General features: G+C 32.7%; 8 protein-coding genes. 4 read left to right on the top strand and 4 right to left on the bottom strand.

Features of this window, described 5'->3' with window-relative positions; translation table 11 throughout:
- Positions 1–6: 6 nt before the first annotated feature.
- Both I580_RS12590 and I580_RS12585 read right to left on the bottom strand, forming a co-directional pair.
- Positions 7–660 (bottom strand): hypothetical protein, encoded by a 654-nt coding sequence (locus I580_RS12590; protein WP_010770250.1) that lies wholly within the window; start codon positions 658–660, stop codon positions 7–9.
- A gap of 75 nt (positions 661–735) precedes the next feature.
- Positions 736–1482, bottom strand: a complete 747-nt coding sequence (locus tag I580_RS12585; protein ID WP_010770251.1) for a winged helix-turn-helix domain-containing protein — start codon at positions 1480–1482, stop codon at positions 736–738.
- A 203-nt stretch (positions 1483–1685) separates the two neighbouring features.
- On the opposite strand from I580_RS12585, the gene I580_RS12580 reads away from it, so the two are divergent.
- Positions 1686–2453: a LytR/AlgR family response regulator transcription factor gene (locus I580_RS12580; RefSeq protein WP_010770252.1), complete on the top strand. Its 768-nt coding sequence runs from the start codon at positions 1686–1688 to the stop codon at positions 2451–2453.
- Entirely contained in the window at positions 2443–3672 is a 1230-nt protein-coding gene (locus tag I580_RS12575) for a sensor histidine kinase (RefSeq protein WP_010770253.1), read from the top strand. The genes I580_RS12580 and I580_RS12575 overlap by 11 nt, the downstream gene beginning before the upstream one ends.
- A 518-nt stretch (positions 3673–4190) precedes the next feature.
- On the opposite strand, the gene I580_RS12570 is transcribed toward I580_RS12575, so the two are convergent.
- Positions 4191–5159 carry a GH25 family lysozyme gene (locus I580_RS12570; RefSeq protein WP_010770255.1) on the bottom strand — a complete coding sequence of 323 codons (969 nt, stop codon included), beginning with the start codon at positions 5157–5159 and terminating at the stop codon, positions 4191–4193.
- A 190-nt stretch (positions 5160–5349) separates the two neighbouring features.
- Entirely contained in the window at positions 5350–6396 is a 1047-nt protein-coding gene (locus tag I580_RS12565; protein ID WP_010770256.1) for a bifunctional transcriptional activator/DNA repair enzyme AdaA, read from the bottom strand.
- Between the two features lie 1301 nt (positions 6397–7697).
- Here I580_RS12565 and I580_RS12560 point away from each other — a divergent pair.
- Together I580_RS12560 and I580_RS12555 are read left to right on the top strand one after the other, a co-directional pair.
- Positions 7698–11879: a coiled-coil domain-containing protein gene (locus I580_RS12560; protein ID WP_245558621.1), complete on the top strand. Its 4182-nt coding sequence runs from the start codon at positions 7698–7700 to the stop codon at positions 11877–11879.
- A 514-nt stretch (positions 11880–12393) separates the two neighbouring features.
- The gene (locus I580_RS12555) at positions 12394–13887 is read left to right on the top strand and encodes an immunoglobulin-like domain-containing protein (RefSeq protein WP_010770258.1); all 1494 of its coding nucleotides are present in this window, start codon (positions 12394–12396) and stop codon (positions 13885–13887) included.
- The last annotated feature ends 529 nt before the right edge of the window (positions 13888–14416 follow it).

Here is a 14416-nt window from a genome sequence, read left to right as displayed (position 1 = left end):
TTATTCTTATTGAATTGATTGAACAATGATTTCAACATACCACTCATCATTTTCATCACATTTAGTAATTGCTACTAAATTAAGACCTTGCTTAGTAAAATACTCCATCCAATGTTTCAAAAATTCTTTGGTATATTCTTCTGCTACTGCCTTTGTTTGGAAAGGACCTTCTACTTTAACTAGTTCATTTTCTTCGTACAATTCATCTTTTTCTTCATATAAAGATTTTGTAATGACATATATGATATAAACGATCGTCAGAGAAACGATAAATAGTAATAAAAACAGCGGCCAAATAATCGTTATCAATAGCGCTATAGTACTTATTCCGATAATCGCTAGAAATACGATCATTGAATAAGTTCTCTCTTTTTGTTTGATTCCTTCGCGCTTATTTTTGGTATAAAACATCAAGACCAGGAAGATATTTAATGTCATCAGTAAAAAAGCGACAAATAAATACGTTAGTACATCACTCAAGTAATAAGTCACGATGAACAATAACTGAATAATAAATTTGGCATTTTTATCTACATAAAATAAGGCCTCTTCATAAAATCTTGAAAAAAGAATAAAATTAGTGATCCATCCTACCAAAAGGATCAATTGTCCGAGATAATAGCCTCGATATTTCTGATAATAGGTCTTTTTGTCTTTCACACTTTTAGCCATCCATTTCTTTGAATAATTACGTAGTTTTTTAAGTTTATCTAGTCTTTCTCCTATGAGCGATCATTATAAAACTTTTTTGTCTTGGTTTTCCAAAAGAGATCGTTCTTTTTTTGAATAGGTAAGTAGATATCCTTTTGTTCGAATAATTTCAATTTCAAAATAGCTTTGTTCTTCTAATTTGTTTCTGATATGGAAGATGAAGTTTGCGACCCGATACTTTTCTAGTGATTTTCCTAATGAGTTACCATAGAGTACCTCAGTGATTTGCTCATAGGTCATAACTTTATCTAAGTTTTTATATAACAGTTCAAATATTTTGAATTCTTTTCGGGTTAATGCTATTATTTTGTCATGAACCACTAGACTTAGCTTGGCCGGGTCTAAGTAATGGTAATCAGATTTTTTTTTCGGTTCTATCTCGTTTAATAAGTGATTTTTGTAATTGAGCGCATTTTTTATTTTGATTCCTAGTTCCTCAAATCCTTGATTTGACTCAATAATTTCGATTACTGAATTTTTACTTAAGTGAGGATACAATTTTGTCAGCTCAGAATCCTTTCCTTCAATCAGAATCCAAATAAATAAGGAATATTCCTCTTGTAAATTAATCAACCACTGAAATGCTTTAACATAATCAGATGATTTTTCCAAGTTAAGCACCAGACCATCCAGCGATCCTATTTGTTCTTTCTCTGTAATTTCAATTAGTGAATACTGTTGTTCAATGAGGGTCCGTTTTATCAATAACTCTATGTGATCGTTCTGCTCAGAATCATCTCTGATATGTAATAGACCAATTGTATTTTCCATATTTCTCCCTCCTAAGTTAAAATTTCTTCAGAAATAACTACTTCCAACTCACTGTACATTGACTATACTATCAACTATTATCTAGAAAAAGAACGACTTGTAAGCGCTTTTCGATATACTTTTGGTAAAGTTCTTATGTATTTTCAAAACAATTATGATATATTTATAAAAATATTTATTTTTTAAAGGAGAAATATCTTTTTATGGATGTGAATATATATATATTAGAAGATGATAACAACTATCGGAAAAAAATAATGGAGTTTATCCTTAGCTATAAATCTAACTTCATTACTATTAATTTTCCGCAACCACATAATCATTTAGAATTTATGAACTATTTTCAGAAAAAATTGATCGAAGACACCGATATATTTTTCCTAGATATTGATTTAAAAACAAACTTTTCTGGGATTGATATTGCTAAGCAGATTCGGACAATAAATTCAAAAGCAACAATTATATTCTTAACAACAGCAGCTGATCAAGCAATCAATATTATAAATGAAAATATCTATCCTACTAGATACCTAAAAAAAGAAATCGATAATGATGATGAGACACTAAAAAATATTTTACAAATACTACATGATTTTGAAAAAAAGACATTATCTTTAAATAAACATAATGATGTCGTTGTATTCCAAACACGTAGTGAAACTCTTTTCTTTAAACTATCTCAAATTCTCTTTATTGAATCCGTTTCTGGCCACAAAGGACATGTATTAATAAGGACAATGGACAAACAATATTTAATCAAAATGAAAATCAATACCGTAAAAAAGCAGTTTCCACAAAAAAATATGTTAACCAATTTACAATCTTTTATTATTAATCTAGATAATATTGTTGGATACAATAAGTCTTCTACTACGTTGATTTTTCAAAATGATGTAATACTTTCTACTGGTGTCAAAGTATTTAATAAAGTTGTTAACGCGATTAAGGAGCGTGATAGTAGTGATTGCTAGACATCTTTACTTAGTAATTACTTCAATTAATATGGTGCTAATCATATTCTTTTCTTGTCTAAAAAAAATAACCTCTCTTAAAGAAAGATTATTTTTTTTAGGCATCCTAGGTCTTCAGATATTATTTGACCTGTTATTCCCTAAAGAATCTATTTATTTTGGAATTTCATTAATTTCTATTTCTCAGTATTTTATTTTTATTAGGAACAAATACAGTTGGATAGTTCCTACTATTATTATTTCTGGTCAAACCTTGCTTGTACTTATTTCATCTATTTTTACATTTGATCTATGGTTAATTCTATACATTACCGACGCTATCCCTTACCAATTGTACACAAATAAATCCATCCAAGTGATTCTACTCCATCTCTCTTTGATTAAAAAAAAATATCTTCTTATCTCGATTTTTACATTTGTTTTCATTACAATATTAAGATTTGCTGAACAGATACTCATTGCATCCAAAAATGTGCTCGTTTATTCTATTCTTTGCCTAGTAATTATATTTATCATCATTCTCTTTTCAAATTATTTTCATGCTAAAAGTAAGTACTATCAACAGAGGCAACTAACAGAGTTAATTCAAAGTCACTTAAAAAATGAAAAATCATATATAGCCCTAGCTAATGAATTTAAACATGATTATAAAAATATACTAATTAGTTTAATGGGTTATTTGAAAAATGATCAACTTGATCAGGCTAAGGATTATCTAGAGAATATTCTTAACTACTCCAGTAATTTACTGGAAATGCCCCGATATCCACAGTTGTTTCTGATTAAAATTTTTCCAATACAAACACTTATCAACGACTATATTCAAAAAAGTCTTGATAATAATATTACATTTGATCTACAGGTCCTTAATACTATCGACACTGTGAACATTCCTTTAATAGATTTTATTCGTAGCTTCTCTATTTTATTAGATAATGCTGTTGAGGCAGCAAAATACACAAAAAAACCTTCTATCTTGGTCCTGCTAAAACAAGATGACAAAGAAACGTTCATATTAGTTAAAAATTCATCTACAGAACTTAACAGAGAAACTTCTCAATCTCTTTTTACAAAAAATTTTTCTACCAAAGAGAAAAATCAAGGACTAGGTCTATATATTTTTTCTTCCATTTTAAATAGATACAATAATGCATCGTACATTGTTGAGCATGACAAAACTAATTTTACAGTATCACTAACCTTGCATAAAAAAGCATGAATGCTGATTTTCTATTTATTGAGTCACCTATCATCAATTTTGACAGATTAAACAACTATTTTTCTATTAATATTAAAACAAAATTCTTCCATTCGTATCACAAAAAAATATAGCGATAGTTATTTATTTTGATACGAATGGAAGAATTTACAAACATGAAGAAGAATTAAATTACAGAATGCGGAACTAGTTTAGGAAAAGATGGAGCTATTTCTGAAATTCCTATTGATATTTTACAACATGAACTTGAAGTAATCTCTTTTCAAATTTAACATTTACACAAGGATTTATAAAAAAAGATGAGAAGGATTTTAAAAAAATCGAATCAAACTATTAACAAAAAGAGATTATGGATCTTGATAAATGTTTATTTTTAAGGGCAATACCTGGTATGAATTTATCGAAGTAGCAGTTCTGGCGGCTCATCAGGCAAAGGTGGATTTTCTGGAGACTGGTAAATTTGAAAAAGTGGACAATAATCAGATTTTTTTCTGATCATCATCCACTCTTTCTTTTATTTAAATTTTCAGCGCAAACAATGCTTCCGCAATCCCTGGTACCCCACTAGGATCGCCATAATTCTTATGTGTTTGAATCACCGTATACTTTTTTCCTTGATAAGCTACTTCTTCCCCTTGATAATAGTGGATCGGAGTCAAATCCGTTCCCAATTTAAACTCAAGTGTAGAAATAAAGCGACCAAGATAATCTACGTTCGCATCAAAGACACCTGTCACACCTGAAAATTCAACTTGTGAACTCCATTGCCATGCGGCTGTATCTGAATGCAATAAGTTTTCATTCGATGGTGATTTTGGCCATTCCGCTACCCAACTATTTTCTTTACCTAAAACCGGAAATTCTAACCAATTGTTCGTAAACCAGCTAGCCATGCTATAGTGGATCACGTTATTAAAACCACGTTTATTTAATTGATTTTTGAATGCTGTTGATGTAATCGTTACATCTGCAGGAATCATCTCCCCTTCTTCAGCATCATTGACCATGATTGTATCTGGATTTAATCCAAGTTCTTGTGCAAAATCAGCAAAGTAATTAGCTTCTTCAACCGCTTTTTGTTCATCTACAAACCAAGAATAATGATACGTTGAAACTGTCAGACCTGCTTTTTTCGCATTTTCAATTTGGATCTTAGCAAAAGGGTTTTTATATGTCGTATATTCTGTCAGTTTTACGACTACCCCTTTTACACCTTGTGCATTCATTTTTTTGTATGAGTCCACAGATATTTCGCCATTCCAAGAAGAGATATCAATAAAGTCAGCTCTTGGAAGAAGCTCTGGTGTGTATGGTAACCGAACTTGCTGGCTTTTTCTAGAAGGCTCTGTCTTCTTTAAATTATTTCCCATAACATGATTATTAGTCTCATTGATTGTTCTGTCTTCGGCATACACTTGTGTATTATGAGAAAATAATACCACACCGCCTAAACATGCAAATACTAAATTTAATAACACCTTTTTCATAATAAAAACCACTCTTTCTTTTATTTTTTTATAAATAAACTTACTTATAGATTTACAATAACATGTTTTTATAACTCTTTTAGATCAAAATAGTAGCTTTTACGTATTTTTTTGATTTCAATAGCATAACGATAGTTACACCAAAAAAGGCTAGGCATAACTCTACGAGTCACATCCAACCTCTTTGATATCAACGATACTCACGCTCATGCTTCAACAACCACTTCTTCCGCTCTACGCCACCGCCATAGCCGCCCAGACCTCCGTCTGTCTGGATTACGCGATGACATGGAATAATAATTGCTAACTGATTTGCACCATTGGCATTACCTACCGCTCGCATTCCATTTGGATTCCCGATCGCTTTCGCTAACTCTTTATATGAAAAAGTTTTACCACGCTTAATTTCTGTCAAAGCTTGCCACACACTTTTCTGAAAATCAGAACCTAAACATAGATACGGTGTCCGAAATTCGTCTAGTTTCTTCTCAAAATACAAATCCAGTTCTCCTTTGATCTGCTCGTTAATCTTGGTTTTTCCTGGAACGATAGAAGCATTCATTCGATTCCGTAATCGTTCGATTTCTCTTTCCAAGCCACGCCGGTCGACAAACTCTAGTAAATATAAGTACTCATCATCCGCAATACTCATCATCGGTCCTAAAATCGTATCAATCCAATCTGCCGATAATATTTTGATTTCTTTCGATTGTTTTAGATTTCTTCCCATGATTTTTGAAAAGGCATCGTAGAAACCACTGGATGAATCGTAACCGACATCCAGCTGAGTATTGATCCGCTTTTCACCCTTTTTGATTGATTTCAAAGCCATCCCCATCCTTCTTGAACGCGCATATTGAACGAACGTCATACCATAGACTTTTTTAAACTGTCTTCTAGCCGTCATCGAGTGAATGCCCAATTCTGCGAAGTCTTGATCTTTCCAACGCTTCTCTGGATTTTCTTCTACTAACTCTACCATTTTCTGAACTAAGGGCGGGATTTCTCTTGGAAAGGATAACGGTTTACAACGTTTACATGGACGATATCCTGACAAAAGAGCCTCTTCTGCTGTTTCATAAAATGTACAATTTTCATACTTTGGTTTTCTTGCAGGACATGTAGCGTGACAAAAAACGCCTGTTGATTTGATACCTACAAAAAAAATTCCGTCATATGTAGAATCTTTTGCTAACAGTGCTTGATAGTATTGTTTTTGTTCTTTTTCACTGATCATTGGGCATTCCCCTCTCTACTAATTTATTTTGATCTTGCTTCTCATATTAAGCCAAATCTGCCAGTAACGACATGTAAGATGTATCTAAGTCACTATTTTCACTTTCATTATAAAACGTATAGATTGAAGAACCAAAGGTGACTCTTGAAACTTCTGCATTTAGATATTCTACAATTGAATCTTCTCTATCATCTAGTATGATACTAATCGGTAACGTCGTTTCATCTGCGGTATTTCTCGATATACGCTTTATTTTTTAAACCTAGTATAAAAATACCAGCGATCCTTGTTTTTTCATAGACTTTAATTCGAATGATTGTTTGGTTTAGCACCTATTCATCTTGGTAACCATAATAATCAGACATTACGTAACTGCTCGTCGGAATCAAATTGGTTCTTTCTTAATCAATGCCTTTGCGCTTGCCATATCCCAGATATTTAATAGTACAAGCGATTTGTCTCTTTTGTACACGTTTCTAAATTGAGCTATTTTATTTTTGTCCCTTAGTCATCGATCCCTTCACTTTGTCTCTTTAGTGTATTACTGATTCAAAAAAAATTCTTTCGAAAAATGAACATCAATTTTTTATTTTTGAGGTAGTAAGAATCCAAGCTTCTTTGATGGTAAAAAAAAGACCCACTCTTTGGGGAAGAGTGGGAAAAGGAGTTAAAAAATGAAAAAGTGTTTTGTTAGGGTTGTTTTTCTAATATGAATATATACTAACCTGAATTTGTGACTATTTTGTGTTGTAATTTTGGTTTCTTTAATAGGATTGTTAGAAGAAAATTTGAATAAAAAACAAACTTGATACAAATAAAGAAGGTACAACTTCTATTTGAACTACCATTTATCTCTTTTCATACTAAACAAATAAAGCTACAGCAAGAGCATCTTACCCTGGTTCACTGTCAAATATCACCTTAAATAATTTACATAAACCAAAGAAATAACTGGTTGATAATTGTATGATTTTTATATACACACATTAATCACTATTTATTTTTATAAACGAATTTCTATTTTAAATATACTTTATAAAAAAAACATCTCTTTTTCAATTAATTATCAAAAAATTAGAACAATGTAGAAAAATATGATAAATAAATTACTTTTACTTGTTGTATAATGACATTTGTATAAATATAAACTACTTTTAGATTTTATCACAAGAACATTATTAAAAAAGGAAGGTATGTGTGCTTTAGTGAATGATTCATGGAAAAAAGGTTCGTTTAAATTTTTGTTGTATTCGAGTACGCTTGTCATAGCAGCAAGCACTTCCATACAAGGGTTGGCCGCAATGCGTGAACAGATACCCCAATCTCAAACAGCCTTGGAAAAAGACTATAAGACTGTATTACAAGAATATATTACGGCAAAAGATGAGTATAAGAAAACAAAAGAACGTTACGAGATTGTATTACAAGATTACAATACATCGAAAAGCAACGCAGATAAAACCTACAAAACTGCAAATGAACTAAAGACAGCTTTAGATGAATTAAAAGAAAACTACCAAACACAGTTAACGAAATTCGAAGAGGCTACTGAGAATTATGAAGTAAGCAGGGCTACATATGAAACAAACAAGTCTAATTATGAAGCACATATTGAACATTATAATACAGCCAAAAATGCTTACGAAACCGAAAAAAAGCTTTATCAACAATCCAAATCAACATTTACTACTATGCAAAATGAGTATCAAGATGCTCGAACAAAATATGAAGAATTAAACGAAGATGCGCATAAAAAAAGAACAGACTACGAAGCTCTACGTATCGCATATGAAAACAAACAGAAAATTTACAATGAGGCTGCGACAGCTTATATAACGGTTCAAACTGCCTATAATAAGGCTAAAGAGGCTTATAATACCCAATTGAAGAACTATAACTCACAAAAACTATCTTATGAGAGGTTATTTAACACGTATACTACTAAAAAAATAGCTTATGATTCTAAAGCGAAAGAATTTAATCTAGCCTCTACATCATACAGTAAACTAAAAACAGAACTTGAGACAGCTAAAAATGACTACTCTAATGTCAAAATAGAATATGATCAAACCCTGAAAGAATACAACGCACGACGAACTGAATATAACAAAGCTAAAGAAAACTACCTAACCGATAAAGCAACTTATGAAAAACGTCTGTCAGAATTGAACAACTCTATAAGCAATTACAAAAGTAAACTTGCTGAGTACAATAAAATCAAAGAGGAGTATCAAACAACGAAACAAGCTTATGACGAAGCAAAGACTACTTATGTTACTCTATCCTATCAATTAAAAGAATTAGCAAGCCAATACGAAACAGAACGGCTAACCTATGAAGCAGAAAAGACAGCGTTTGATCAAAAAACCAAAACATATGAAACAGCTAAAACAGCTTACGATCAACAAAAATCTGAATATGATGCAAAACTTGCTACTTACGATACAGACTTAACTATTTATAATGAAAAACGAAAAGCAGCAGAAGCAATCCTGAAACAATATGAAGAAGGTACCGTGGAATATTCAACAGCACTAGCAGCATACACTGAAAACAATAATCGTTACAACGAAGTGAACAAAGAATACCAACAAGTAAAAGAACACGCAGATTTACTAACTGCTAAATTCAAAGAGGTCAAAACAGGTTATGAGTCTGCAACAAATGAATTTCAAGCACTTGCTGTCTCTTACCAGTCTATCAAACAAAAATACGATTCTCTTATGACACAATCTAATCAAGCAGAAAGTGCTTATCAACAATTAGAACAGGAGTATCAAACCATCAGTACTAGCTATACTCACGTAATGGGTGTCTACACTGAAACAGAATCAGCTTACAAAGCTACACTTAAAGAGTCTGAGGAAGTAAAAACTCAATTTGCTCAAGTGAAATCAGCCTATGATACTATCTCTGATACATTTACAAGCGAATCAAAAGTTTTTGACGCGACAGAAGCTTCATATATTGAGGCAAGCAAAACATATGAAGCTGTTACAATAAAATACGAACTAGCTCGCACCGAGTATGATCGTCTTTTCCCAGAATATCAAACGCTAAAAAATGAACTAGCACAATTAAAGACTGACCTTTCAAAAGTAGAAACATCTTTTACAGATTTAGAAAAAAATGTAGAAACAACTCAAAAACAATATACAGATTTAAAAACACACTATACTGAAACTATGGCTGATTACGAATCGGTTAAAAAGCAATTTTCTGATTTAGGAGTGGAGTATACTACTGCTAAAATAGCTTACAAAGTCGCAGCAGAAGCAATTTCAAAAGCAAAAGAAACTTTTGAGTTACGTGAACAAGAATATACTGATTTAGCTACTTACTATGTTAGTCTTAAAACGAAATACGAAGAGACACTGAAAACCTATAACACGACTTTGGTCATATTAGATGAAGTTACAACTGAACAAAAAGCACATGAAAGTGAGTTCAATACAATTTCACAAGGATATAAGAGCTTAACAGAATCCTTTACAACGCTTAAATCTGAATATGATGACGTTGATACAGCCTACACAGCTGCGAATGATGCATGGAAATTAGCCGATGATGCCTATCAAATAGCCAACGGAAAACTAAAAACTCTCAAAGATGACTATGCTACTGCTCTTGAACTCTTTAACAGTCTACAAACCAAGCATAATCTTGCTAATGAAAGTTTTAGTACCGCCGCTAAACCTTATGAAGATGCGCTTGCTGCATATGAGAAAGCAGCCAGTGCTGAAAAACAAATTAATGCTGCAGTTACGAATATGAATCAAGTATTTAAAGATTTTCCTTCTGATAAAATCACAGAAGCAAATCTTGAGAATATTCCAACTGACTTAGCAACATGGCAAAGTACGTATGATGTAGCTAAACAAGCACTAGATAAGGCATTAAATGAATCATGGTTGTCCATTGATGATTATCAAGCAAAAAGTGATGCTTACAATCAAAGCTCAATTGCTCCCATAAACTTAGATGATAGATTAGGACTGGTTTATGATCCAGCAAATTTTAAAGAAGTATTGATAACATATATTGCTGATGCAGAAAAAATGATGAAACAAACTGTTGCTAACGTCAATGCTTTTAACACCGTCATCAAAGCCAACGTTGATTATAAAAAGGAATTTCAAGAATATTTGACTGGTTGGCAACCTGGAAATGTAGGAGATCCTAAGAACCAGCAAAAAAAATGGTTATCTATTGTAAATGCGGTAGCCAATGTTGATTTTAGTGAGCTAGGTTATTCTGATGATGATTTAGATTCGATGAATACTACAACTGAATGGGATGAAATCGTTTCAGCCTACGAAAATCAAGGAGCAGATGCTGTTAAACAGCTAAAAACATATGCAAAACATATAATAAGTGTATCTGATAAATGGACAAAAGCACATGATGATATGCTAGCTGCTATAGATGATTTTGAAGGAATAACAGGAGAAACTATTAAAAAACCAACTACTAGCAACAGACTTTCATTAGGAGCTGCCGGAGTAGCTGACGAAGCTGATCGTGTTTACAGTAACAGTCTCTCTGCTCTTCAAAACGATCCTTATGATGCAGACTCTGGAGAAACTGTTCTTGGATGGTTAGGGGGGCAAGGAATCGGTTCTGCAATGAGTTGGCGCATTAGCGGTCAGTCAAAACCCTCAGAAGTAACAGTTCCAAAATTTGACCCTAAAAAGTTAACAATTTCCACAGGTACTTTGAAAATACTTGAACTCACAGCTCCTGTAATTCCAACAGTGCCTGATATGCCCGAAGCGCCTTTGGAACCTGGGGAAATCAACCTCCCTAAAACAGTAGCTACTGTGTCGGAGCCACTGAATCTAGCAATTACACCTTCTGTCCCTTCAACAAAAGTAATTACAGATATCACTGGCATCGATCTACCAACATTAACTCAAGATCACGCATCTACTCATCCTGATTCAATTATAGAATTAGGCACTTCAGAAGATGTTACAGATGTAGAATTAGATAGCGGAGAAGCTGAAGGAAGTATTCAACCTGACGCTCCTGTTGAGTTAAATGATTTAGAAGATGTTACTAACGTAGCTCCACTGGAAAAACCGAAAGAATTAGAAGCCGCGCCCGAAGTTGAAAAACCAGTTATTCCAGAAATTACGGCACCAGAATTAGTAGATCCTGTACAAGCGCCAGTAGAACATCCAATTGAAATCACAACACCAACACAACCTAACTTATTAGAAGCTCCTGTGGCAGTAAACCAATCTGAAGATCCTAAAGCGTTAGCAGTTCCTAAGAAAAAGCAAGAGGACACTATTTTCCCTAAAACTAATATAGTCGCTGATCCTTCAAAACCTAAACTTCCGAATACTCGTTCTGGAAGAAGGCTGCCAAATACAGGAACTGAAACATCTCCAATAGGACAAAGAATGGGCACTTTTGTGGTAGGAGCAGCCGGATCTCTTCTTTTCTGGAAGAGAAAAAAAGGAAAACATAGCAAATAGATTCTTATTTTCTAGTCAGCATTATAATTTTAGTCAAAAGAATTTAGTCACTAAAATGACAAAAGGCACTGAGAAACAATCACTTCAATGTTGAAGGGTTGATTCTCAGTGTTTTTCTATTGTGAACGATTTACTTCTTAGACAAAGTTCATTTTCAGTATTTTAGTTTGTAGAGAGTGATGAACTCGTAACGAAGTGGCATAGGCGCAATGAACAACAAATAACCCGCTCTTCGGGGAAAGAGCGGGAAAAGGAGTTAAAAAATGAAAAAGTGTTTTGTTAGGGTTGTTTGGTATGAATCTATAATATCTTGAAATTATGACTATTCTGTGTTAAAAGATTGGTTTCTTTGTTGTGATTGTTTGGCTAAAATCCGAAGTTTTAGCACAACTTATGTTGTGCATTAATATAACTATCCACTAAAATATATTAAACACTAAAAATAAATTTATATTCACTTTAAGATTGAAATAGTTTATAATGAGGTGTCAAATAAATTTAAAGGAGAAAAAATATGAAAAAACTTATTATTACCGCAAGTGCTATTCTAGGCTTAGGTTTTGGAGGAATTGTTCTTCCTGAAATCACTGGAATAGGTATTATTAATGCTGAAGCATCCTCTATTGTTCCTGAATCTGCTTTCAAAAATCATAGTAAACACATTATTACTGATCCTGTTGGCGTTGGTGGGAAAAAGAGCTTATTTGTATCTGGTGAGGTAAAAAGAGACTCCAACATTTACTGGGTCCAACTTTGGGTAAATGATGTTTTGGTAACGACCGCAGAAGTCATTGAAGATGTTCCAAACGAGGACAATTACTTTTTTGAGTTAGATATTAACAACAGTATCCAGTCATTGACAGATACGGTAAAGGTCGTTGGTTTGGACAGAGAGAACAAAGTGGTTGTTGGTGAATCTAAAGTCTTTCTTCAACCAAGTGAATGGATTTTGGCACCTGATGAGTTTACCTTACGGAAAGACTCTGTAGTCACTGGTACTGCAGATTGGGAAATCACTGATGTGAAACTTGCTGTAAATGCTACTATCATCGACGAAAAGGAAGTGCCATATACAAGCTTATTTTCGTTAGATACAAACGGAGAAATCAAATTTCTTCGGGATTATGTTGAAGTCCTAGGGTTTGATGCTGATGGTGAATTAGTTCAAAAAGCAAAAGTAGCAGTCAATCCAATTAAGCTTTCAATGCATTTAAATGATTTCTCACTAGGCGAACGGAATGTCACTGGTACGGTTAGTGGTGCTGGAGCAAGTCAGGTTCGTTTATATGTCAATAACAAACGCCAACAAACGACTGCTATTAAAGCAGATGGTTCTTTCAGCTTGGTTGCTCGAGCGATTACAAGTATTAATGATAAAGCGGCCGTTGCTGTTTTAAATTCAGATGGAGTAGAAATTGGACGATTTAATGTAGTTATCAACGAAAGTGGTCAATCACGACCGTTCATCGGCCAATATTCGGATGGTTTGTCTGCAGCCCCAGGTGGGAATGTTGGATTTCAAACATCGTTCAGAAATTACGGCTTTGAAAATGAATATGATATGGGAACTCAAACAATCCCAACTGCCAAATGGTTAAAACCAGAATTTTATTTCTATTATCAAAAAGATATGGAAATTGCTTCCTTTACAATGGGACTTGATCCAATTATTTCAATAAATGATCTCGATCCTAGCAAAGTTGTTGTTAGTGACCTTGAAAATCGTATTTTTAATGGTACTGAATACAAAGGATTAAAACTTTCTTTTCAGTATGACTTCCAAATTAGAAGTGCCTTCGGTGAAACCTTCTTAAGCGCTTGGTTAAAAACACCAGAACAAAAAACACACGACTTGTCGGTCATTGCATTTGGTAGTTCCAACTCAAATGCTACTAACTATAAACCTATTGTCTATGCAGAAAAAGATATAAACAACTTAACACAGACTGGTAATCCAAATAAACAGATTTTTGGCTATAAAAAAACAAATTACTCTGTAAGTTATTAAATCCAGAATAGACTCTTGATCTTAGTCGTTGACATGGTAAAACATAAAAAATCTGAGTTCACTTTATTGGGACTCAGATTTTTTATGTTCAAAAAAATTTTTCATATTTTTATAATATAACTCCCTCACTAACCAAGTCCTCTAACTCTTTTTCATCTTATTTTTATCTAAATATAAAAATAAATTTGTTATAAAAAAACTTTTTTGTTCCGTGTATTATTCAGAAAATTCAATATAAATAAACAACCATACCTAATGATCATATAAAAACTGCACAAAAATTTCTAAGGGATTCACTTGATTATCCCCCATAAACCTTGTTCTTTTTTACAAATACAGGATTTTTAATATATGTATTGTATTTTTATATAAATCACATAATTATCAAAAAATTATACTCTTTCATAAAAATATGATAAATATATTACTTATAAATACTGTATAATTACATTTGTTAAATTATAAACTCCTTAAAGGTTCTATATGTTTACTATATTGATATTATTATAAAAAGGAAGGTACGTGTGTT

Origin of the sequence: Enterococcus caccae ATCC BAA-1240 (assembly GCF_000407145.1) — a bacterium.
GTDB lineage: Bacteria > Bacillota > Bacilli > Lactobacillales > Enterococcaceae > Enterococcus_L > Enterococcus_L caccae.
The sequence above is the reverse complement of the archived record's forward strand: the minus strand, read 5'-3'. Positions and strand labels throughout refer to the sequence as shown.

Coding starts and splice junctions, on each gene's coding strand:
- I580_RS12585 (WP_010770251.1), bottom strand. CDS start 1,482: ATGGAAAATACAATTGGTCTATTACATATCAGAGATGATTCTGAGCAG.
- I580_RS12580 (WP_010770252.1), top strand. CDS start 1,686: ATGGATGTGAATATATATATATTAGAAGATGATAACAACTATCGGAAA.
- I580_RS12570 (WP_010770255.1), bottom strand. CDS start 5,159: ATGAAAAAGGTGTTATTAAATTTAGTATTTGCATGTTTAGGCGGTGTG.
- I580_RS12565 (WP_010770256.1), bottom strand. CDS start 6,396: ATGATCAGTGAAAAAGAACAAAAACAATACTATCAAGCACTGTTAGCA.
- I580_RS12560 (WP_245558621.1), top strand. CDS start 7,698: ATGCGTGAACAGATACCCCAATCTCAAACAGCCTTGGAAAAAGACTAT.
- I580_RS12555 (WP_010770258.1), top strand. CDS start 12,394: ATGAAAAAACTTATTATTACCGCAAGTGCTATTCTAGGCTTAGGTTTT.